Below are 23,249 nucleotides of genomic sequence, written 5' to 3'. Positions count from 1 at the left end.
AAAGAACTTGGTTCGCGGATAACGCTGATAAGACGGATTATGGCGGATTAATAATTTTAAAATCCGTCTTCATCTGCTCAACCCGCGTCATCCGCGAACCATCGGCTTTTGTCTCAACTCTCAACTAAAAAAACTCGCCTTCACTCTAACAGTCTATTTCCCAGTCACTAAGACTCAAATCGTGATAAGGTGAAGGTAAGCTCAAGTAAATTCGATTTAGTGTAAAAACAACGTGGAGCTTATAAAAAACACCTTGATGCTTTTTAAAAACATAAGGTTGATTGAAAAAAACATCAGGTCGTTTGTAGACAAAGATACGGTCGATTGATTACAAACTCCTATCGTTTGCAAACAATCGACCGTATGCTGAACAGTATCCCAACAGGCAATAATAATCCTTTAAAACCTGCGCTAAAACTCACTCATCACTTTTTCATTATCTTCTTCGTTACGACACCTTGTCCGGTGTAGACTTTAAGCAGATAGACACCCGGAGCTACGGAGCTTAAATCCAACCTGTTCAGATTCTCACTCCATACTTGCAAAAGACCTCCCTGTATATTGACTAACTCTACTTTATCTGCTTCCCATCCCTCATACTCAAGATACATGTAATCCATTACCGGATTCGGGTAGAACGTAAACTCTTTGTAGTTCACATCCGACAAATTATCCGGAGGACTTACCGTAAATTCAGTACCGTAGGCAGCTTCGCTGATGACATCACCATTCTTTGAACGTACCATCCACTCATAAGCTACTCCGGTAGTAAATCGGGTCGGAGTAAAACTTGTGGAACCGGTAAACGTATGTTCCACATAATCCGTAGTTCCTTTCGCCCAATATGCCACTTCATACTCCGGAGCATTACCGGTCCACGTCAAGACAACGGATTGTCCTGTCACAGTGGCTTTCAGATTGGTTGGAGGCTCTACTGTCACCACAAATCCGGATACAGGAATCGTACGGGTAGCAACTACGTTACTGCCATCCACAGCTTTCGCCTGAACGGTCACACTGCCTCCCTTACCTGTTGCCTGCAATTTTCCGTAACTGTCTATCACTGCAATATCCGCACCGGAAACAATGCTCCATGCCACCTGCTGGTAAGTAGCGTTCACCGGATATACTTCAGCATATAAATAAAGCGTCTGTTGTTGCTCATTCAAGACAGCTTCTTTCTCCACCGTCATGATTTCCAAGCTGTTTACATAGTTAATATTACGTGCATCACCCGTATATACCACATTGGAACGTACACCACTGGACACCGCACCTGCCGCTTTCATCTGACCGGATGCAGCCGAATAATCTTCTTCCTGCGGAATAAATTCCAGCGCATAATAAGGTTCGGAAGCATCCGGAGCCATATCCGTATATGAAGTGGCCGAACCTGCCAGCGTTGTAACTTCCCGGAGAGCATCCGCATTCGCCCCACGTAATATTTTGTAAGAAGCGGCGGTACGTCCCTGATAAGCATTCCAAATCAAATTCCACTGGTTATCCGCCATACCCCGGTTGATAGTCAAATGGACTGTCTGGTGAATAGCACTCATCGGACTCTCCACTCCCGATGCAGTCAGCATGGAGATAGCATAACGTTCATTCTTCACCGACACATTCGAAGCCACATCCGTAAATTCCGCCACACTCTTGTCTACTCTGCCTATTTCTCTGAAATCATTCAGATAATTACCTTCTTTGTACAGAATGATTTGCGAGCAGGAAGCAGGCATGCTGATTGGATTCCACGTAATCACGTTTTTATTGTTCGCAGCATATACCAAAGAAAGTACAGGTGGGTCCATCTTGGGAAGCACAGTGAAATCATATGTATACTCTTTGCTGCATCCGTTCTGGCTGACGGTAAGCGTCAAACTACGACGGGTTACTTCCGGGAAACGGATAATACGAAGCGTTCCTTTCTTCTTACCCGGAATTGCACTGATTTCCATCTCCTTGAATAACGGTTCGCCTCCACCCAATTTCCATGCGAAAGTAGCATCTGCCTGCACTTCCGGCAAAATCAGCTCTACTTCCGTATCAAAGAACACCTGTGACGGCATGGTAAAGACTGCCGAATAATCATCCAAAACCCGTATATTGGTATAGGACGTTTCGCTACCGACAGTGACGGACACTTTCTTCACACCCGACTGATCCCATTGCACTTCATACAGTCCGTAACCACTACCGGAAAGAACTGTTCCACCGTCAAAATTCCATACAGGGGCAGTGCCTCCACCTTGTGTTCCCTTATAGGAAATTGTCACCGGAGACTCGAAACATGCCGTAGCCGGAGCTTGAATCAAAGGCTGATTTACAATCTGTACCGTGACAGGAGCAGAAAATTCCGACATAGCATCCCAACGGTCTATTCCCTGTACCTGTATCTCCAACTCACCTATCGGCAGAACACTCAACGGAATCTCGAAACGGGTAGCCGTAGAATAATTACCGGGCATGGCAAGCATATTCGCATTGCCACCGTTCAATGGTGAAATGATATAACTTCCCGGTCCTGTTTCACCTTTCTTCTTCACAGAAAGGTTGTAGCGCATTTGTGTTGTCGGCGTTTCTTTATCTTTAGCCGGATTCCACTGAATAAGCAAGGTTTCATCCTGCTGTACGGCAGTCACCATCTTAGGAGCTTCCGGGCGGGTATTGGTCGCAGTAGTCCGGTGGTCATTATAATAATATGTTTTTCCATTATAATCCTTAGAACCGGCATCAATAACGGGTACACCCTCCGGAGATAAAGTAATCAAAGGCCTTTCTCTGTATTCATTGGCACAATCGGAGATAAATCCCTGTCTGTACTTTCCCGGTTCATCTACATAGATGACAGCCAACCCGATGGAATCCGCTCTCGATTTATCTTTCGCCGCAAACATAATATCCTGATAACCATTGTTGTCCAAATCGAACCAACCGACTCTTGGAGACTCAAACTTACCATTGTACTTATTATAATTAAAACCGAAGTTTTCATCCAGAACAATATCATATCCTTCAACAAAGCGTTTGTTCTCTTCATTCTTCAAAACGTGCATCACACGGTCATTCTTAAAGAAAAGAATATCCAGATAACCATCATTGTCAAAATCAAGAAGGACAAAAGGATTTCCTAACACATCATGTGTAACCCTTCTTTCGAATGGTATCGATGTTTTTACAAAGTGCAAATTTCCTTCATTGTGATATATATCCAACTTCGAACAAGTTGCCGTTCCCCAATCGGCAGTAGTTCCATCTATCTGATAGTAATCCCAATATCCGTCATTATCCCAGTCTATCAATGGTTTAGTAGGGTCATATCCTGTCAATCCGGATTCACGATATTCAAACTTGCCGTTACCATGATTGATATACTGTCCGCCAAAATCCATTAAGCCATCATTATTCCAATCCACCCCATAATCTAAAGGCATCTGATAGTAATAAGCATAAGGCTCACCGGTCGATGCATTCGTTACACTCAGCCCTAACGAGGTATTCTTGGTAAAACTACCATTCAGATTATTCTTCAAAAGCCCGAACTTTGTGTTCTCATAATTGTCGTCACGATAAAACAAATCCAACACTCCATCCATATCATAATCCATCCATACCGACTCCTTATAATTCAATCCTTGATTAAAGATTCCTACCGCTCTCGTGAAATTATTGTTTTGGTCATTATGATAAAGTCCGGGAGTAACATCATCATACAGATAAGTATCATGCGAAAAATCCATATATCCGTCCATATCATAGTCGGCATAATTCTCAGAGAAAATAATCTGTTTTTCCGAAGGATAAACCTTATTATCAAATACAGTGACTTCTTCCGTATAATCGGCAGAAGCACCGTCAGGCGCGGTTACAGTCAGCTTTATGGTCTTCTTTCCACCTGTATTCCATTGCAATCTGACCTCTCCGTCATGGAGTGCAGCCAACTGCGTTGCTCCATCCGTATCCCATACATATTGATAACCATCCGTTGCTGTATAGCTTACGGCAAGTACATCAAAGACCGTCAGTGCTTTATCACTGACTGCAAATTCCGCTGGAACATAAGAATGTACAAATGTGGCTTCCTCACTCCATGCAGAGCCTTTATGATTCGGATTGATTGCCTGAACAGCCACATGATAAGTACCCGGTTGCCAAGTACGTACATCAAATGTCTTATTCAGATTCGTTCCGGCATTTCCTTCCAGGAAATTACGACGGGAACCGTCTGCATTGGCATGAGCATACACCATATCTCCCTTACCCGAAGCACTGCCGATGCGAACCTCATACGTCAGGTCTTTACTGCTGCACAATGCGTCACTACTTGCACTCCAACTGATATCCAGTTTACCCATCGTTGTATTATATAAGATATGCGGAGCCGATGGGCGTGAAGGAGTCGTAATTTGTGCAACCGAAGTCATTTTATGAATAATGGTCTGAGGAGATTGAGTATTATTCTTATTAGAGAACCATACTTCCTGAATTCCGTCATTATCAATATCTTCCACATTTATTTTCGTTGACTGATAGATTTCTGCGCCTATGGACTTTAGATCGTTATACAAATAATAGGTATTAAAGTCGGGAGTAAAAAGTTCTTCTGCTTCTCCAAACTTGAAGCCTGCCTGCCCTCTTCTAAGCATTACTTTTACTTTAGGAGACAAGTAATCTCCCTCATTATGACTGTCTCCATAATCTGCAATCAGCAGGTCATAATAGCCGTCATTGTCTACGTCTCTGCAATTACCGAACACCCAACTTTTGGCAACGGCATCCTCATGGGAAGTAAAGTTTCCCTTACCGTCATTCTCATAGAATAACAGATAAGCCGTTCCGTCCGTATTACAACTGCTGAAAGTAACCAATATATCTATATCTCCATCCTTATCGAAGTCATAGCAATAGATTTCATCGTCAGCTGCAAGGTTTTCCAGAAGCTGTGTCTCTTTAAACTCACCTCCACCCTGATAAATCAATGTTTTAAGGATTCCCTCCTTGCCTCCGTAAATAATAAAGTCGGAGATACCGTCATCATTCAAATCTTTGGAGATAACCGCTCCGTTTACAGATGACATCACATAAGTGCCATTCGATGTGCCGTAGAAAATTGTTCCCAACGAAGGGTCTATTAAATCCGGAAAGCCGTCCCGGTTCAAATCAATATTAATCGAAGGCAGTTTTGAAGGAATAACCGGACCACCCGGGTCAAGCCATGCAGCAGAGAAATTACCTCCTGTCAACGGAGGAGTGGCCTTGCCCACAGTAGAAGATTCCTGTTGTTCATTCCATGCCGTCGGATCAAAATTACTTGTATATTCAGCGTAAGAAACCACCTTCATCGGCTGCTTCACAAACTCTTTATTCGGCTGTTGTTCATGAATATAAAAAGAGGATTCGGATACCGATTTCTTTGTTTCCGAAATCAAATCCACACGTCCGTCTCCGTTTATATCCCAGTTATTAAACAGGTTGACAGGCAGCAGATTATAACTCCCGTCAGGGTTGCTCAATAATGTCATTCCGATATAGGTATTCCCCCATCTGTCCGTCACCGATTTCACACCGAAATCAGGATACCCGTCCCTGTTTACATCCTCTATGGCTTGCAGTTCGGTATAGTCATTACGACCGCTTTGAATGACATAAGTACCTCCGGGGCTTTGTGAAAATCCAGAGGATACGCCATTGTACAAATAGACATAGTCCGTTGCCGTCCTTCCTTCAAAACCATCGACTTGCACTACATTCGCAAATCCTTTCTCGCCATTTCCGTCAAAATCATAAAAATAGCTTGCCGGAGGAAGCACTACATTATAGGTCTGAGAGGAAGCATCCAGCTGTTCCATATACTCTACCATAGTGATTGACGCATACTGCTTAACCAGAATATCTCCCCACGAAACATTCCAAGCACCAAGTTGCAGCGGTAGTCCGGACAATAATCCGATGCATATCATACTACCATACAGATGTAAAAGTCTCAGTCTCATAATTATTAAGTTTTAAATATATAATAAGGTATATAAGAAGAATCTACATTAAAAACTGAAAAGCCAGATTGTCTTTGAACTTCTTGCGGATTCGGTAACGAACCGTATATATACTGGCTACTTCCACATTGAAAGTAAGGCTGATATCTCTCACCATCATATCAATGTAAAAGCAGAGAATATATTTCATATCCATCGGCGTAATCTTGCAATCGCAAGAAAGAAAAATCATGATTAAACCTTCGTCTGAAGCAAGGCCGGACAATTTTCTGCAATAGTTTTCTTTCAAATCCGGCTCTAATGGTGCGTGAAGAATCATATCTATGATTTTATTTGCCATAGCAGCTATGACCGTACGGCTCATACTTCGCGTAGATACGCTTTTTTGTCCGTCGCATAATTGCACAACAGTCTCGTTCTCTTTTATAGAATCTTGTCCCATAATCCAATTTTGTTAACAGGAAACAAAATTAGACCTAAACAGACAAATAAAATATAGACAAATATAGATTAAACTTGTCAGATACCGCTAAATACGCTTATTTTAGCCCATTAAGAACTTGAAAGACGGATAATCCTTGAATTTCTTACGGATACGATAACGAACCGTATAGACACTTGCCGCTTCCACATTAAACATCAATCCGATGTCTTTCGCATCCATATCCACATAGAAACAAAGGATATATTTCATATCCATAGAAGTCATTTTATCTCCTACGGGAAGAAACAACTTTTCCATTTCATCAGTATCCAGAGAAAACAGTTTTCCTGCATAAAGTTGTTTGGTTTCCGTATCCAATAAAGAGTGCTCCACAATATCCACCATCTTACCGATTACGGACGCTACCGTACCTTGATTGATCTGTTGCTTAATGGTACTGAGTTGCACCTCATATTTCTTTGCTAAATCCTCATTTTCACGGGCAAGTGCCGAAAGTTTGTCATACTCTTCCTGCAAACGTTTCTTTTCCGAACTGCTTTGTACCAGTTCATCCTGTTTCAACTCGGCAAGAAGTGCGGATTCATAAACCTGCTGTTCCAAATTACGTTTACGCAGTCTGAATAAAACCAAAATCAATATCAACACAAAAGATAAAGCAATCAGGAAAAAAACCACCAATATAATCGTCTTACGGGCCGCCTGATTTTTCTCTTCCAGCCATGTTATCTGGTTTTCTTTTTTCTCCACCTCGTACTTCACCTCAAGCTCTTTCAACGCTTCCATCTTCTCCTGATTGAAACGTTTCCGATGTATATCATTCATCAGTTTCTGATATTTCAACGCAAGCACCGGACGGTTCGTCTCTTCATAAATCTTTACCAACAACCCGTATGCCTCACCATACTCCGTTATCAGAGAATTAACATCCCCGCTTTCCTCCAGCAAACTAATAACTTCCATCATCTTTTGCTCCGCCTGCGCATATTGTTTCTGCTGATAGAACACCCAAGCCTGAAGGTCGAATACACTGATATTGACTTCACGACGCACGGATTCGGTATATTTCTTCACTTCTATTGCCTTATCCAGATAATAGGAGATACTGTCATAAAGCGGAGGATCGAATTTGTCATCATAGATACACGCCAGATTATAATAGTTCCATGCAGGCATGGTTCCGGGCAATTCATCACCGTGTTTCTCTATCAGTTCGATGGACTTATGAGAATAGTAAATAATAGAATCAAGGAAAGACTTGTTTTCAGGATGCTCATCCGACAACATGGAATATTTCGCCGTCAATACAGAATAAAGGTCATACGAACAAGGTATTAGCGTCTTCCTTTTATTCAACTCCGTCATTTTCTCTACAATTCTGTTTAATCCGTCCATATCCAGCATCTGCAAATAGCCTGTAGCCAATTGAAAGAAGCAAGCTGAAATTTCTTTCTCATATCCTCCTAACTCTTCATAAAGTTTTATAGACTTATAATAATATTCATGCCCTTTTGCAACACTGCCGCAATATATCTGGCGATCACCATAAGCATAATAGAGTCTCGCCTGCCGGGCACGGTCTCCCGATTTGTCAATCCAATACACAGCAGAATCCATCATTGCCAACGCCTCTACATGTTTCTCCCATTCCTCATACAGCAATGACAGGTTAAAATACAACCACGCTATACCTTTATAGGCTTTTTGATTTTCCTTTTTCAATGCAAAAGGAAGCACTTCCTGCCTTATCAGGTCAAAACGCAGTTGAGCATCCTCTTGTGCATGACTCAATATAAAATCATTCACAGAAAGTAAGAGCTCACCCACATCCTCACAGGGCTGGTTTAATTTTATCCGAACCGAATCGCGTATAGTCGGATCCGTATCATTTGAAGCCATGGACATACCTGAAGATATACCCAATAAGAAAAGGAAAAGAAGTATCTGTTTCATGGCAATAAATCTAAAGCATATTGACAAATATAAGTAACAAATTTGATTCATGAAAATTTATGCTTAAATTACACTCTTTTTAAAGAGAAAGAAAGATTGAAAACCAATCGAACAGAATCTTCCTTTCAACTGTTTAAACATTTAGAATAAAAACCATAAAACAAGAAAAGATATGAAACAATACGATGCCATTATCATCGGATTCGGAAAAGGCGGTAAAACACTTGCTGCCAAGTTTGCCCAAAGAGGATGGACAATCGCTCTGATAGAACGTTCCAACAAGATGTACGGAGGCACATGTCCGAATATAGGATGCATCCCGACCAAATTCTTAATCCACAAAGCCAAGACTTACAGCTGTAATGAATTCAGGAACTTTCTGGAACAAGCGAGTGACTATCGTCAGGCTATTAATGAGAAGAACGCACTGACCCAACAACTTCGGGACAACAATTACAATAAATTAATCAATACCGGATATGTAACCGTATATAATGGAGAGGCATCGTTTGTTTCAACAGAAACCGTATCTGTAAAGACTGATAAAGAGATCATTGAACTTCAAGCGAAATATATATTCATCGATACCGGTTCGGAAACTGTCATACCTGATATAACCGGAGTAAAGGAGAGCCAATTTGTATATACCAGCACTTCTATCATGGAATTAACGGAATTGCCTAAGCATTTGGTCATTATCGGAGGAGGCTATATCGGACTTGAATTTGCTTCCATGTATGCCGAATTCGGTTCAAAAGTCACTGTACTGGAATCCGGCAATCATCTTATTCCCCGGGAAGACCGTGACATAGCTTACAGTGTGAAAGAATCGCTCGAAAGAAAGGGAATCGTGTTCAAGATGAATGCGAAAGTTCAAACTGTATATGATACCGCCAACGGAGCTACAATCACTTACACCGATACACAAGATAATTTGCCTTATCATGTGGAAGCGGATGCCGTTTTATTGGCTACAGGCAGAAGACCCTACACAAAGGGATTAAACCTTTCGGCTGCAGGAATCACCACCAACGCTCAAGGGGCTATTCTTACCAATGATTCTCTACAAACCAATGTCCCTAACATCTACGCATTGGGAGATGTAAAAGGAGGGCCGCAATTCACCTATATATCTTTAGATGATTCACGTATCATATTGGATCACATATTCGGAAATAAAACCCGAAAAGTATCCGACCGCAAGATAGTAGCCTATTCTGTTTTCATCGATCCTCCACTCTCACATGTAGGTATAAATGAAGAAGAGGCTTTAAGAAGGGATTTGGATGTTACTGTTGTCAAAATACCTGCGGCAGACAACCAACGGATTAAGACTTTAGGGAATACGGACGGACTGATGAAAGCCGTAATCGATAAAAATACTCACAAGATTCTGGGGTGTACCCTGTTCTGCGAGGAATCCAATGAGATTATAAATCTTGTCACACTCGCTATGCGTACCCAACAGGACTACACCATCTTACGGGATTCCATATATACACATCCAAGTGTAAGCGAGGCACTGAATGATTTATTTAACTTTTAATAATCACCGGAGTTTGCCACATAAATATCTTATACACGGTAAACTCCGGTCTTTTTAAAAACAGATTTCAAAATATTATTCCTACTTTTGCAGTCCAATTATAAATACTACGATAATGACTGCAAATAACAGTAAATCATTCTGGTTTATCTTCTATAAAGACAATATCCTATTGGAAAAGAGAAACGGAAAACATACCATCCCTAACGAATATGACTCTCTTATCCCGACACTCCCAAATGTGATTGTCCATGAAGTAGCCTCTTTGGACGGAATTGTTTGTAAAACGCTCTCTTTAGACCATCCGGTTGAAGAATCCGACCAATATGTAATGATGGGGTTACGCGCCTCTTATGACTATATTGAAGAAAAACTCTATAATATGGCAGGCAAAGCTGCCGAAATATTACATTGGGATAAAAATAGCCGATACTGTCCGGCATGCGGAATCAAAACAATCCAAACCACTCCTATTTGTAAGCAATGTCCTCAATGCAAGCAAGAGTATTACCCGGCAATAGCTACGGCAATTATCGTACTCATACGTAAAGATGATTCCATCCTTCTAGTGCATGCCCGTAACTTCCGAGGCACTTTCCACGGTTTGGTAGCAGGTTTCCTTGAAACCGGTGAGACGCTCGAAGAATGCGTCAAACGTGAAGTAATGGAAGAAACCGGACTGACCATCAACAACATCACTTATTTCGGTAACCAACCGTGGCCCTATCCAAGTGGCCTTATGGTAGGTTTCACAGCCGATTATGTAAGCGGAGAAATCAAGCTTCAAGATGAGGAGCTAAGTTCCGGAGCATTCTACACCAAAGACAACTTACCGGAATTGCCCCGAAAACTAAGCATGGCAAGGAGATTAATTGACCATTGGTTGGAAACCCAACAGTAAATACAAATACCTACCCTATTGGCAATCAATGGGATTGTAATCCGCCATAAATTGCATAGACAGGGAACGGAGTAAAATTCTCGTGCTATTATTAAAAAAACGTCTAAAACATTTGCAGATTAAAAGATAATATCTATCTTTGCATCGCTTTTGAGAAAGCAAATATGGTGGCTGTAGTTCAGTTGGTTAGAGCGTCAGATTGTGGTTCTGAATGTCGTGGGTTCGAGTCCCATCTGCCACCCCAAAGAGAATCCTTGATAATCAATAGATTGTCGAGGATTTTTCTTTTACGCCAAGGTCTATATTCAGTGCCAAAACTTAAATAAATACCCTCTATTCTTGTAGTTGTTGATTAATTGTTGGTGGAAACAGCCATTGTTTAGGATACGGTCGGTTGTCTACAAACTCCTATCGTTTGCGAACAATCGACCGTATCTTCGTAATCAAACGACCTTATGTTTTTTTCAAACAACCTGATGATTTAAAAAAACATCAAGATGTTTATCGGTGAAAAACAGTATAAAAAACGAATTACCCTCAATCAACCTTCAATCTTTCAGCTTGTGAATTCAGGTTTGATTACCAGTTCGTTATCCTGAACTTTCTTTAGAAAAAAGGTTCAGCCGATAATGAATGATGAGTAATATTCTGAATGATTCCATCTTTCAGGATAACTCATTCAGTATCAATATAAAATCGGCAAGCTGAAGGATGAAGCTTGCAGGTAATAGTTACTTTGAGAACATACAAAAAGAAATATTACTCTCCCTTCAAAGATACAATCTCCTGAAGAATGCTGACGGCAATCTCCACTGTTTCCACATTCTTAATTACCATACTACGTTTCCCATTCTGTTCACGCAAATTACAGGCACGCGGATACCTCCCCATATAATCAATGATTTTACCGAAAGCCGCACTTTGATAGTAAGGGCTATCAGGATTATTCACAAAGAAAAGAGTCATTCTCCCCGCTTTCAGGAATACTTTCTCCACTCCAAGACGTTTGGCAATACGGCGCAAAGGCACGATTCTTAAAAGTTCCAAACCTTCGGAGGGAATCTTGCCGAAGCGATCTTCAAGTCTCAGCTTAAATTCCGATACGTCTTTATCCAGTTCCATATTATCCAGTTCGCGGTAAAGCAACATACGCTCACTGCTACTCGGTATATATTCATTCGGGAATAGTAATTCCAAATCACTCTCAACCGTACATTCATCGACAAAATTCTCGCCGCTTATCTTCTCCTCACCCACTTCCGGTTCTTCTGCATAGAGATCCGCAAACTCTTCTGTCTTCAGTTCTTTTACTGCTTCATTCAGTATCTTCTGATAAGTCTCATAACCTAAATCCGCAATAAAGCCGCTTTGTTCCGCCCCTAACATATTCCCGGCACCACGTATATCAAGATCTTGCATGGCAATATGAATCCCGCTTCCCAAATCCGAGAAATTCTCAATCGCCTGTAGCCTGCGCTTTGCCTCCGGTGTCAAACTGCTTAAAGGAGGAGCCAGCAAATAACAAAAGGCCTTTTTATTTCCACGCCCCACGCGCCCGCGCATCTGGTGCAAATCACTCAAGCCGAAGTTTTGAGCCTGATTAATAATAATGGTATTTGCATTAGGTATATCTATACCACTTTCTATAATAGTTGTGGCTATAAGCACATCATAATCATAATTCACGAAATCAAGGATAATCTTTTCCAGCTTTTCTGGCTCTAGTTGCCCATGCCCAACGCAAACACGAGCATCCGGAACATTCCGCCTCACCATCGCTTCCAATTCCGGAAGATTCTGAATACGGTTATTCACCAAGAATACCTGTCCGTTACGACTCATCTCAAAATTAATCGCTTCCCGGATTATATCTTCATTAAAGGTATGCACCTCCGTCTGTATAGGATAGCGGTTGGGAGGTGGCGTACTGATAACAGAAAGATCACGCGCACCCATCAATGAAAATTGAAGAGTACGGGGAATGGGAGTTGCAGTCATCGTGAGGGTATCCACATTGACTTTCAGTTGTTTCAACTTTTCTTTGACCGCTACACCGAATTTCTGTTCTTCATCAATAACCAGTAATCCTAAATCTTTAAACTTGACGTCCTTTCCAATAATACGGTGCGTACCGATCAAAATGCTGACTTCGCCTTCTTTCAACTCTTTCAGAACCCTTTTTGCATCGGCTGGTTTACGGGCACGGCTCAAGTAATCTACCTTACACGGAAAACCCTTGAGGCGTTCACTGAAAGTTTTATAATGCTGATAAGCCAACACCGTAGTAGGAACCAATACTGCGACCTGCTTATTATCCGAAACTGCCTTAAATGCCGCACGAATGGCAACCTCCGTCTTTCCGAATCCCACATCCCCACAAATCAGACGATCCATCGGACGGTCTTTCTCCATATCCTGTTTTACCTCTTGGGTGGCCTTGAGCTGGTCGGGAGTATCCTCATAAATAAAAGAAGCCTCCAGTTCATGTTGCATAAAAGAATCCAGACTAAAACTAAAACCTTTTTCCTCTTTTCGTTGCGAATAAAGTTTGATTAAATCACGGGCAATATCCTTAATCTTGGTCTTTGTCCGTTCTTTCATCTTCTCCCAAGCTCCTGTTCCCAACTTATTCAAGCGCGGAGGTTCCCCCTCTTTTCCCTTATATTTGGAAACCTTATGAAGCGAGTGGATACTCACGAAAACAACATCTTCATTCTGATAAACCAGCTTGATAACTTCCTGCGTCGTATTGCCATTCGGCAGGCGGACAAGTCCTGCAAACCGTCCGATACCATGGTCGGTATGCACAACGAAGTCGCCGGGTTGGAATTGGTTCAGCTCTTTCAAAGTCAGTGCCACCTTACCTCCCCTTGCCTTGTCACTTTTCAAATTATATTTGTGGAAACGGTCGAATATCTGATGATCGGTAAAGAAACAACAACGCAACGTATTATCGGCAAACCCTTCATGCAATGTTCTGTCTAATGCCGTAAAAGGAATATCATCATTACGGTCTTGAAAAATAGCACGGATACGATCCGTCTGTTTCGTACTGTCACTACATATATATAAGGTATAGCCGTTAGAAAGATATTCCTTAAAAGAAGTGCTTACCAAGTCAAAGTTCTTATGGAATATAGGTTGCGGAGAACAATCGAAAGTGATTGTAGCCTGAGGCGTACCTGTGGGCTTATTACCAAATTCGATACGACGAAAGTCCAACGCTTTTACGGTGAACTCACTACCGTCTATCAGTTTCTTTTCCAAGTTAAATTCCGCCCGTTCCTCATCTTCCTGAATCGCCAACGCTTGCGGTGAAAGCGCCTCATCATGCACAGCCTGTATACGCTCACGTACCCAAAGGAAATCTTTCATAGCCAGCATTGTATTGCCCGGCAGGAAATCCAAAAAAGAGATTTCATCCCCGCTATTCCTTGTCAGTTCCGGCACAATAGCAATACTCTCTTTTCGCTCTTTGGAAAGCTGTGATTCCACTTCGAAGGTACGGATGCTCTCTACTTCATCTCCGAAGAAATCAATACGAAAAGGATATTCACTCGAGAAAGAAAAGACATCGATAATACTACCACGAACAGCATATTGCCCCGGTTCGTACACATAATCGACCCTTTCAAAACCGTAACCGGACAACACTTCCGTTATAAACGTCGTATCCACCTGCTCACCTTTATGAAGTTTCAATGTTTTGTCCGACAATTCCTGCAGAGAAACTACTTTTTCAGCCAGTGCATCAGGATACGTCACGATACAAAGCGGTTCCGATGATTTTTGCAAACGACTCAAGACTTCCGTGCGAAGGATCTCGTTGGCGGCATCTTTCTGTCCGTATTTTATTGCCCTACGATAAGACGAAGGGAAGAATAAAGTTCTCCCCTCTCCATTAATCTGGATTAAATCATGATAAAAATAACCGGCTTCCTCCAAATCACCGAGAATAAACACAAAAGGATATTCCTGCTTCTTCAAAAAAGAAGAAGCCAAAAGTGCAGCGGAAGAGGCACAAAGCCCCTTCAGAAAAACCGTTTTTACGGAATTATCTCTCAATATCTTTTCCAAAGTTCCTATATTCGGATGCTTGGAATATATACTTTGCAGTTCAGTAATCTCCATACCTTTATATATAGCGGTACAAAATTACTAAACTTTGAGAGATTATTCATATAAATCTTTGAAGTATTGCATGGTTTGCTTCATCAATAGCCGAAGCATCCAACGAATCAAGATAAATGCGTGTTGTCAATTCCGAAGTATGCCCCATACCGGCACTGATTATGGAGATCGGAATATTTCTATTTCGTGCAGTTGTAGCCCAAGTGTGGCGGGAAACATAAGACGTAAGCGGGCAAGGTAAATCTAAAAGGTCAGAGAGCTGCTTTAATAACTTATTATAATAACTCAATACATTCTTATACTGATTATAGGCGATACTGTCATTTGCCGAAGTAATAATCGGGAATATATACTCCGAGTCTTTGGTAAGAGGAGCATATTTATCTATTATTTCCAACATACAGGGTTCTAACCGTAATGTCATCATCTGTCCTGTTTTACGTCGTACATACTGTATGTTATTATCTCTTTTATCACTTTTTTTCAGGTACGCTATATCCACAAAAGCCATCCCTCTCATATAAAAACTGAATACAAACAAATCTCTCGCGTAAGATAAAGGAGTGTTAGGTTCAAGGTCCATACTTTTCAATCTCATGATAATATCTTCTCCTACAGCACGTTTTGAGGTACGGTCTACCCCTGTATAAACTTTGACAAAAGGATAACATTGCTTGACCAAACCGGAGTCGACAGCTTTATTATACACAGACCGGAGTATACGCATATAAAAAGAAATCGTATTACGCGAAACTCCTCTCTTCTTTAACCAAGACTCATAATCCATCGCTAAATCACGATTAATAGCGGATAACTTGATGTCTTTCCCCGCAAAATTCACGAAACTCTTCCGAGCACATGAATAAGTCTTAACTGTTCCCAAACGGTTCTCTTCCTTTAACCGGGAGATTTGTTCATCTAGAAATAAAATAAAGGAACGTCGAACATTTTTTTTCTTTACTGTTGTCATATTTAATAACATTTAGAGGTTTATATAACTCTGTATAATTAAAAATAACGCAAAAAGAAACAGACGATTCCATAAATAGTAGTACATTTGCATACATCATATATGAATAACCAAACATATGCAAGCGTCCGACAGTATCGTTATCATTCCTACATACAACGAAAAGGAAAATATAGAAAATATAATCCGAGCAGTATTCGGATTAGAAAAAGTTTTTCATATACTTATCATTGAAGATAATTCACCCGATGGAACTGCAGTTATTGTAAAAGAATTGCAAAAGGAGTTCCCGGACCGCCTGTTTATGATCGAACGAAAAGGTAAACTGGGACTTGGAACGGCCTATATCACAGGGTTTAAATGGGCTATTGAGCACAAATATGATTATATATTTGAAATGGATGCCGATTTCTCTCACAATCCGAACGATTTACCCAAGTTATACAATGCCTGCACCCAAGAAGGAGGCGATGTTGCCATCGGTTCTCGTTATATCAGCGGGGTTAACGTCGTAAATTGGCCAATGGGACGCGTATTGATGTCTTACTTTGCATCTAAATATGTACGTATTATTACAGGATTACCCGTACATGACACCACTGCGGGATTTAAATGTTACCGCCGGCAAGTTTTAGAGACAATAGGTCTTGACAAAATACGTTTTAAAGGTTATGCCTTTCAAATAGAAATGAAATTCACCGCCTATAAATGTGGTTTCAAAATTATAGAAGTTCCCGTTATTTTCATTAACCGTGAACTCGGAACATCAAAAATGAACAGTAGTATTTTTGGCGAAGCTGTGTTCGGTGTTATCAAACTAAAAGTAAACAGCTGGTTCCGCAAATATCCTAAGAAAGCATGAAACGAATATTAATAAAGAACGCACGTATCGTCAATGAGAATGAAGTTTTTAATGGTTCTGTAATCATTGAAAATGAAATCATCAGTGAAATCTTGCGTGACGGCAAAGAACCACTTGCCACTTGTGACGAAGTGATTGATGCCGGACAACAGTACCTTTTACCGGGTATTATAGATGATCATGTGCACTTCCGCGAACCGGGACTAACTCACAAAGCCGATATATTTAGCGAAAGCCGTGCTGCTGTAGCCGGGGGAGTTACCTCATTCATGGATATGCCTAATGTACAACCTCAAACCACCACCCTTGAAACTTTAGAGCAAAAGTTTGAATTAGGTGCAAAAAACAGTATCATTAACTATTCTTTCTATTTTGGTGCTACGAACAATAATACAGAACTACTCAAATCATTGGATAAAACACGTGTTTGCGGTATTAAACTCTTTATGGGGTCAAGCACCGGAAATATGTTGGTAGACCGTATGGCAGCACTGGAAAGGATCTTTAATAAAGCAAATATATTAGTAGCTGCTCATTGTGAAGATCAGAATATTATCCGTCAAAACACTGAAGCTATTAAAGCACAATATGGAGAAGATCCGGATGTCAGCTTACACCCTGTTATCAGAAATGCAGAAGCCTGCTATTCTTCTTCGTCATTAGCCGTTTCGCTCGCACGAAAGACCGATGCACGATTGCATATTTTACATGTAACGACAGGAAAAGAGCTACAACTATTTGAGGATAAACCGATTAAAGATAAAAAAATTACTTCCGAAGCCTGTATCGCACATTTATTCTTCTCGAAAGACGATTATGCAACGCTTGGTACACGCATCAAATGTAATCCTGCCATCAAAGAGGTTACAAACAGGGATGCACTCAGAAAAGCACTAAATTCCAATTTAATTGACGTCATAGGAACCGACCATGCCCCTCATTTACTCACTGAAAAAATAGGAGGAACATTAAAAGCCGCATCAGGTATGCCCATGATTCAGTTTTCACTTGTCACTATGATGGAGTTGGTAAAAGAAGGGATATTAAGCATAGAGCAATTAGTGCAAAAGATGTGTCATGCTCCCGCAGAACTATATGAGATACATCATCGCGGATATATACGGGAAGGTTATCAGGCAGACTTAGTCCTCGTCAATCCAAATGCAGAATGGGAAGTGACCTCACAAAATATACTAAGTAAATGCGCATGGAGTCCTTTGGAAGGACATCGCTTCACTTCCAAAGTAGAAAAGACATTTGTTAACGGTAAATTGGTTTATGATAGCGGCTTGGTAGACGAGACTTACAGAGGAGAAGAGCTAAAATTCAGACTACAATAATATTTTATGGTAATAACCTACAAAATACATCAACTAACAGAATACATTAACTGGATATATTTTTTCCATGCATGGGGATTCCAGCCCCGTTTCGCTACTATCGTAGATATACACGGATGCGATGCTTGTAGGGCCGGATGGCTAGCCGACTTCCCGGAAGAAGAACGTACTAAAGCAGCAGAAGTCATGCAACTGTTCAAAGAAGCTAATCGAATGCTAAATGAACTGGATGAGGACTTTGAAGTAAAAACTGTTTTCCAACTATTAGATGCCAACTCTAATGGAAACGATATTATCATAAATAATAAAACAATTCCTTTTCTTCGGCAACAAACTCCTCATAACAATAATGAGACTTATCTTTGTCTGAGTGATTTTATCCGTCCGCTCTCTTCCGGTATTAAAGATACGATAGGTGTATTCGCCACAAGCTTTAATGCCGAAACTGACGATTTTTATAAAAATGATTCTTATAAACATTTATTAGTCCAAACGCTTTCCAGCCGTTTAGCCGAAGCTGCAGCTGAAAAAATGCATGAATATGTGCGAAAAGAGGTATGGGGATATGCTCAAGATGAAAATCTGAACATGAAAGATATGCTTATCGAAAAATATCAAGGAATACGTCCTGCCGTAGGCTACCCATCCATACCGGATCAATCGATCAACTTTCTGCTGGATGAGCTTCTGGATATGAAACAAATAGGCATTACTTTGACAGAAAACGGAGCTATGAACCCACATGCTTCGGTAAGTGGGTTTATGATTTCACATCCGGACTCATTTTATTTTTCTGTAGGAAAAATAGGAGAAGATCAGTTGCAGGATTATGCTTCACGAAGAAATATGCCAATTTCAAGAATGCGTCAATTCCTTGCTGCAAACTTATAATCGGACAAATATGCCAATATCCTCCAATAAATATCAATCATTTTGTGATAAATAAGGCCTAACGGCGACAAATAAACAAAAAGAGAAGAAACGGACAATGGAACAAACGGTAGAGCAGGAATTCATTACAGTTATCCGTTCATACGAACGGGTAATATATAAAGTCTGCTATCTCTACACCACTCCATCAGCTCCACTAAGTGATCTTTATCAAGATGTTGTATTAAATCTATGGAAGGCTTTTCCCAAATTCCGGAAAGAATGTAAAATTTCGACTTGGATATACCGCATTGCTTTAAATACTTGTATCAGCTTTATCCGTAAGGAAAAAAACATACCGGAAATTGTAACTCTTACTCATGAAGCTGAATGGATGTCAAATGAAAAAGACGATTTCAAAGAAATGTTAAGAGAGTTATATCGATTGATAAACAAGCTCGGACAATTAGACAAATCCATCATCTTACTTTATCTGGAAGAGAAAAGCTATGAAGAAATAGCTGAGATAACAGGATTGACAACAACAAATGTTGCTACAAAACTAAATCGGATAAAGGATAAACTTAGAAAAATGAAGAACGAATAAACATGAAGATATGGAATTGGATGAATTAAAAAAATCATGGAATGTTCTAAATGAACGATTGGAGAAAAACAATCCGATAAATGAAGAATCGGTAGATAAACTAATCCGAGAACATAAGGAACTAGCGGATTACTCCAAAGCCAAATTATTGCGTAATGGCCGGAGAACTCTTATCATCGGACTTTTATTAATGGTAATACTTATTACAAGCTTTTTCATTCAACAAAATCATAATGTGAGCTTTGTTATTGTTTACTTTATTACTTTTCTCTTTTTAGGATGTCTATGGGATTCTTATACATATTATTATTTACGTAATACAAATATCGAAAAGATGCCTGTAAAAACCGTAGTAAAAAGGATTACCCGCTGTCATCAGTATCTGATATGCGAATATTATGTCAGTGCCATTTTCTTCTTATCCTGCATTATTATTCAAGCTTATACATCTGATCTTATTCATAAAACCTGGCAACAACAAGTTATGTTTATCGTTCTGTGGCTATTGGGAGGATGTATTGCTTTCTGGATTATAAAAAAGGCTTTTCATAACAAGATCATAAATATCAAGAAAAATCTTGCAGACTTACAGGACATTAAGTAGACCTAAGCCGTTTTAATAATACTCTCTAACAAGAAAGTTTCTCCGGCGTGAGTCGGAGAACTTTCACATTAAAAACAATATGATAAATAAATTATTCTTTATTCTGACATTAATCCTTATCATCCCGGATATTTACATTTACCGGATGTTTATTATACGCTCAACAGATAGCACACTATTGAAGGTGCTTTACTTCATACCATCACTATTTTTGTTAATCGGCCTGATCTGGATTGTATGTTTTGCAGACCAGAGGTTTACGATTGATAAGAACTATTGTTTAGGATGGTTTATTATTACTTTCATGGTATTTGCCTTGCCTAAACTAATGTTCTTTGTTTGTTCAATCTTTGACTTACCTTTAAAATATATTGCCAAATGGAGTTTCATGCCTTTTTCATGGTTAGGAGTAATAATTGCTTCAACATGCTTAATAGGTATTTTATATGGTTCAATTATAGGAAAAACAAAGTTCGACGTAAAAGACATTACATTTCGTTCGCCTAATATTCCTCAATCATTCAATGGATACAAAATTATTCAATTATCAGATATTCATATCGGAAGCTGGACTAATAATGAAAAAGAGTTGGAAAGAGCCGTTCAATTAATCAATGCACAAAAACCGGATTTAATTGTATTTACCGGCGATTTAGTTAATCATCGTGCCACAGAATTAAATGGCTTTGAAGATATTCTTTCTAAAATGAAAGCCAAAGACGGTATTTTTTCTATATTAGGCAACCACGACTATGGTCCATATTATCATTGGAATAGCCAAAGAGAGAAAGCTGATAATCTGGCAGAGCTTGAACAGCGAGAAACCAATATGAGATGGCAACTACTCAATAATGAACATATTTACTTGCATCAAGGAAATGACAGTATTGCACTCATAGGTGTAGAAAACTGGGGAATACCTCCATTCAACGGAAAAGGCGATTTGCAGAAAGCAATGCAGGGAGTTGATGACGGTTTTAAAATTTTATTAAGCCACAATCCTACTCATTGGGAAGCTGAAGTTCTTTCCAAGACAGATATAGAATTAATGTTGGCAGGACATACACATGCTATGCAGTTTGCAATAGGGCAACATTCTCCTTCTTCATGGGTATATAAAGAATGGAAAGGAATGTATACAAAGGGAAAGCAAAACCTGTATGTAAATGTAGGATTAGGATTTATCGGTATGCCATTTCGATTTGGAGCTTGGCCCGAAATTACTGTTATTACATTAGAAAAAGAAAATAGTTAAACCCGTTGGCGGAATTAAATTAGCGCATATTTAACTCTACCAATCGGTTTTCCATTAATATGGTTAATATATTGCAGGATTTAGAAGAAACACAGTGACAAGTTACCAAGAGAATCTTGAACCTGCAAGAAAAGAAACTCCAAATTCATAGTCCCGCGGGGTTAACCATTTATGCAATTGCCCCCAAATAGGTGGAACTTCAGGATATTGAAGACGCTGTTGTGTAGGGGCTTGAAATCCACGTATTTGTACATATTTTAAATTACTTGAAACTGCCTTCACCTCTTCACTATTCGGATTAAAAGATTGCTGTATAAGTAGTTGAAGTGAAGGTATTTTTTTTTGAACTGCACCCCAAAAGTTGGACAAAAAAGAGTCTTACACATGAAATTAAGTTATTGTTATTCTTTGTCCGAGAAAAAAGAGGTCATTCGTCTTTACCACTCGGGTTTGAGTCAGAAAGAAATCTCCTCTCTCACGGGTATTTCCTCTTCTTATGTGGGTACGTTAATCCGTCGTTATCTGGCCCATGGCGTTTCCGGTTTGGAGTTCCAATCTCCTTGTTGTTTCAGTCCGGAATATAAATTGCGCATTGTTCGTGATATCTCATCAAATGTTTTATCTTTGTGTGAAGCTTCCCTCCGTTATGGTGTCAGCCTGACCAGCCTCTATAACTGGCTCCGTCAATACCGTAGCGTTGGTCTGCCGGGTTTCATGTATTTAGGCAGGCGGGGAAGGATAAAAGAAGCACCAATGAAAAGCAACAAAACATCCCGTCGTGCCCGGACTCCCCGTGAGCGTGAACTTGAGCTGGAGCTTGAAAAAGCCCGGACAGAAATCGCCTACTTAAAAAAATTGCGGGCCTTACTTCTGGCGGAGGAAAAGAAGTCATCCTCCAAAAAGCCGTTGTCATCCGGGAATTAAGGCCTTTCCATCCTCTTCCGGCTTTGTTGGAAGTGGCAGGGATGGCACGCAGTACGTTTTATTATTGCTTGTCCCGACTCTCCCAAGAGGATAAATATGCCGGTATCAAGCAACAGATAGCCGAAATTAACCGTATCCACCGCGGCAGGTACGGACACCGCAGAATAACCTTGTCATTGAGAATGGCCGGGATACGGATAACCCCTAAAACCGTACTCAAGCTGATGAGGGAATTGGATATACGCTGCAAGGTCAGATGCAAACGCCACCTCTCTTACAAGGGGGAAGTGGGAAAGACCGCACCCAATCTGTTGAAGCGTTGTTTCCATGCCGCAATGCCCGGCAGGAAACTGGTCACGGACGTGACAGAGTTCCACATCTGCGGACAGAAGGTGTACCTTTCCCCCGTACTTGATCTGTACAACAGGGAAATACTCGGATATGCCATTAGTCGCCAACCAAATATGGAGATGGTCAGGAGAATGATGAGGCAGACATTCCCCAGACTCCCAAAACAGGGAGAAATACTCCTGCATTCGGATCAGGGATGCCTGTACCAGTCAAAAGCATACAGATCCCTTTTACAGCAAAGGGGAATCACACAGAGTATGTCAAGGAAAGGGAACTGTCTGGACAATGCGGTTATTGAAAACTTCTTTGGTATTTTAAAATCAGAATTGATATATTTGCAGAAGTTTCAATCTCTCAAACTATTCATTGAAGAACTTAATAAATATATCAAATATTACAATAATAAAAGAATCAAAAGTAAGTTGAAAGGAATGAGTCCTGTTAAATATAGAATCAATTATAGAAACAAATAATTAACTGTCCAACTTTTGGGGTGCAGTTCA

15 protein-coding genes and 1 tRNA gene are annotated in these 23,249 nt (G+C 40.3%); 11 read left to right on the top strand and 5 right to left on the bottom strand.

Features of this window, described 5'->3' with window-relative positions; translation table 11 throughout:
* Positions 1-425 precede the first annotated feature (425 nt).
* The 3 genes from DXB63_RS06120 to DXB63_RS06110 all read right to left on the bottom strand — a co-directional run bounded on the left by DXB63_RS06120 (position 426) and on the right by DXB63_RS06110 (position 8,385).
* The gene (locus DXB63_RS06120) at positions 426-5,990 is read right to left on the bottom strand and encodes a T9SS type A sorting domain-containing protein (RefSeq protein ID WP_122125526.1); all 5,565 of its coding nucleotides are present in this window, start codon (positions 5,988-5,990) and stop codon (positions 426-428) included.
* A 43-nt stretch (positions 5,991-6,033) separates the two neighbouring features.
* Positions 6,034-6,432, bottom strand: coding sequence for a hypothetical protein (locus DXB63_RS06115; protein WP_122125525.1), 399 nt, complete (start codon positions 6,430-6,432; stop codon positions 6,034-6,036).
* 102 nt (positions 6,433-6,534) lie between these two features.
* Positions 6,535-8,385 (bottom strand): hypothetical protein, encoded by a 1,851-nt coding sequence (locus tag DXB63_RS06110; protein ID WP_122125524.1) that lies wholly within the window; start codon positions 8,383-8,385, stop codon positions 6,535-6,537.
* A gap of 172 nt (positions 8,386-8,557) precedes the next feature.
* On the opposite strand from DXB63_RS06110, the gene DXB63_RS06105 reads away from it, so the two are divergent.
* The 3 genes from DXB63_RS06105 to DXB63_RS06095 all read left to right on the top strand — a co-directional run bounded on the left by DXB63_RS06105 (position 8,558) and on the right by DXB63_RS06095 (position 11,076).
* Complete coding sequence (locus DXB63_RS06105) at positions 8,558-9,931, top strand: FAD-dependent oxidoreductase (protein WP_122125523.1); 1,374 nt, start codon at positions 8,558-8,560, stop codon at positions 9,929-9,931.
* Positions 9,932-10,046: 115 nt separating this feature from the next.
* The gene (gene nudC, locus DXB63_RS06100) at positions 10,047-10,832 is read left to right on the top strand and encodes an NAD(+) diphosphatase (RefSeq protein WP_122125522.1); all 786 of its coding nucleotides are present in this window, start codon (positions 10,047-10,049) and stop codon (positions 10,830-10,832) included.
* A gap of 167 nt (positions 10,833-10,999) precedes the next feature.
* Positions 11,000-11,076, top strand: a tRNA-His gene (locus DXB63_RS06095).
* A gap of 515 nt (positions 11,077-11,591) precedes the next feature.
* Here DXB63_RS06095 and mfd read toward each other — a convergent pair.
* Together mfd and DXB63_RS06085 are read right to left on the bottom strand one after the other, a co-directional pair.
* A complete protein-coding gene (gene mfd / locus DXB63_RS06090; RefSeq protein ID WP_122125521.1) occupies positions 11,592-14,963 on the bottom strand; it encodes a transcription-repair coupling factor in 3,372 nt (1,123 codons plus the stop codon).
* Between the two features lie 46 nt (positions 14,964-15,009).
* The gene (locus DXB63_RS06085; protein ID WP_233522809.1) at positions 15,010-15,933 is read right to left on the bottom strand and encodes a site-specific integrase; all 924 of its coding nucleotides are present in this window, start codon (positions 15,931-15,933) and stop codon (positions 15,010-15,012) included.
* Positions 15,934-16,051: 118 nt separating this feature from the next.
* Between DXB63_RS06085 and DXB63_RS06080 the strand changes: the two genes are divergently transcribed.
* The 8 genes from DXB63_RS06080 to DXB63_RS06045 all read left to right on the top strand — a co-directional run bounded on the left by DXB63_RS06080 (position 16,052) and on the right by DXB63_RS06045 (position 23,219).
* On the top strand, positions 16,052-16,795 hold the full coding sequence (locus tag DXB63_RS06080) for a polyprenol monophosphomannose synthase (protein ID WP_122125519.1): 744 nt from the start codon (positions 16,052-16,054) through the stop codon (positions 16,793-16,795).
* The gene (locus DXB63_RS06075) at positions 16,792-18,135 is read left to right on the top strand and encodes a dihydroorotase (RefSeq protein WP_122125518.1); all 1,344 of its coding nucleotides are present in this window, start codon (positions 16,792-16,794) and stop codon (positions 18,133-18,135) included. Before DXB63_RS06080 ends, DXB63_RS06075 begins: the two co-directional genes overlap by 4 nt.
* A 6-nt stretch (positions 18,136-18,141) precedes the next feature.
* On the top strand, positions 18,142-19,026 hold the full coding sequence (locus tag DXB63_RS06070) for a vitamin B12 dependent-methionine synthase activation domain-containing protein (protein WP_122125517.1): 885 nt from the start codon (positions 18,142-18,144) through the stop codon (positions 19,024-19,026).
* Positions 19,027-19,123: 97 nt separating this feature from the next.
* The gene (locus tag DXB63_RS06065; RefSeq protein WP_122125516.1) at positions 19,124-19,612 is read left to right on the top strand and encodes an RNA polymerase sigma factor; all 489 of its coding nucleotides are present in this window, start codon (positions 19,124-19,126) and stop codon (positions 19,610-19,612) included.
* Between the two features lie 10 nt (positions 19,613-19,622).
* A complete protein-coding gene (locus DXB63_RS06060; RefSeq protein ID WP_122125515.1) occupies positions 19,623-20,216 on the top strand; it encodes a hypothetical protein in 594 nt (197 codons plus the stop codon).
* Between the two features lie 79 nt (positions 20,217-20,295).
* The gene (locus tag DXB63_RS06055; RefSeq protein ID WP_122125514.1) at positions 20,296-21,471 is read left to right on the top strand and encodes a metallophosphoesterase; all 1,176 of its coding nucleotides are present in this window, start codon (positions 20,296-20,298) and stop codon (positions 21,469-21,471) included.
* A gap of 384 nt (positions 21,472-21,855) precedes the next feature.
* Positions 21,856-22,395, top strand: coding sequence for a helix-turn-helix domain-containing protein (locus DXB63_RS06050; RefSeq protein WP_122125513.1), 540 nt, complete (start codon positions 21,856-21,858; stop codon positions 22,393-22,395).
* Positions 22,326-23,219 carry an IS3 family transposase gene (locus DXB63_RS06045; protein ID WP_122125512.1) on the top strand — a complete coding sequence of 298 codons (894 nt, stop codon included), beginning with the start codon at positions 22,326-22,328 and terminating at the stop codon, positions 23,217-23,219. Before DXB63_RS06050 ends, DXB63_RS06045 begins: the two co-directional genes overlap by 70 nt.
* The last annotated feature ends 30 nt before the right edge of the window (positions 23,220-23,249 follow it).

Source organism: Bacteroides sp. OM05-12 (assembly GCF_003438995.1).
Classification (GTDB): domain Bacteria; phylum Bacteroidota; class Bacteroidia; order Bacteroidales; family Bacteroidaceae; genus Bacteroides.
This window is presented reverse-complemented; position numbering and strand designations above follow the sequence as displayed.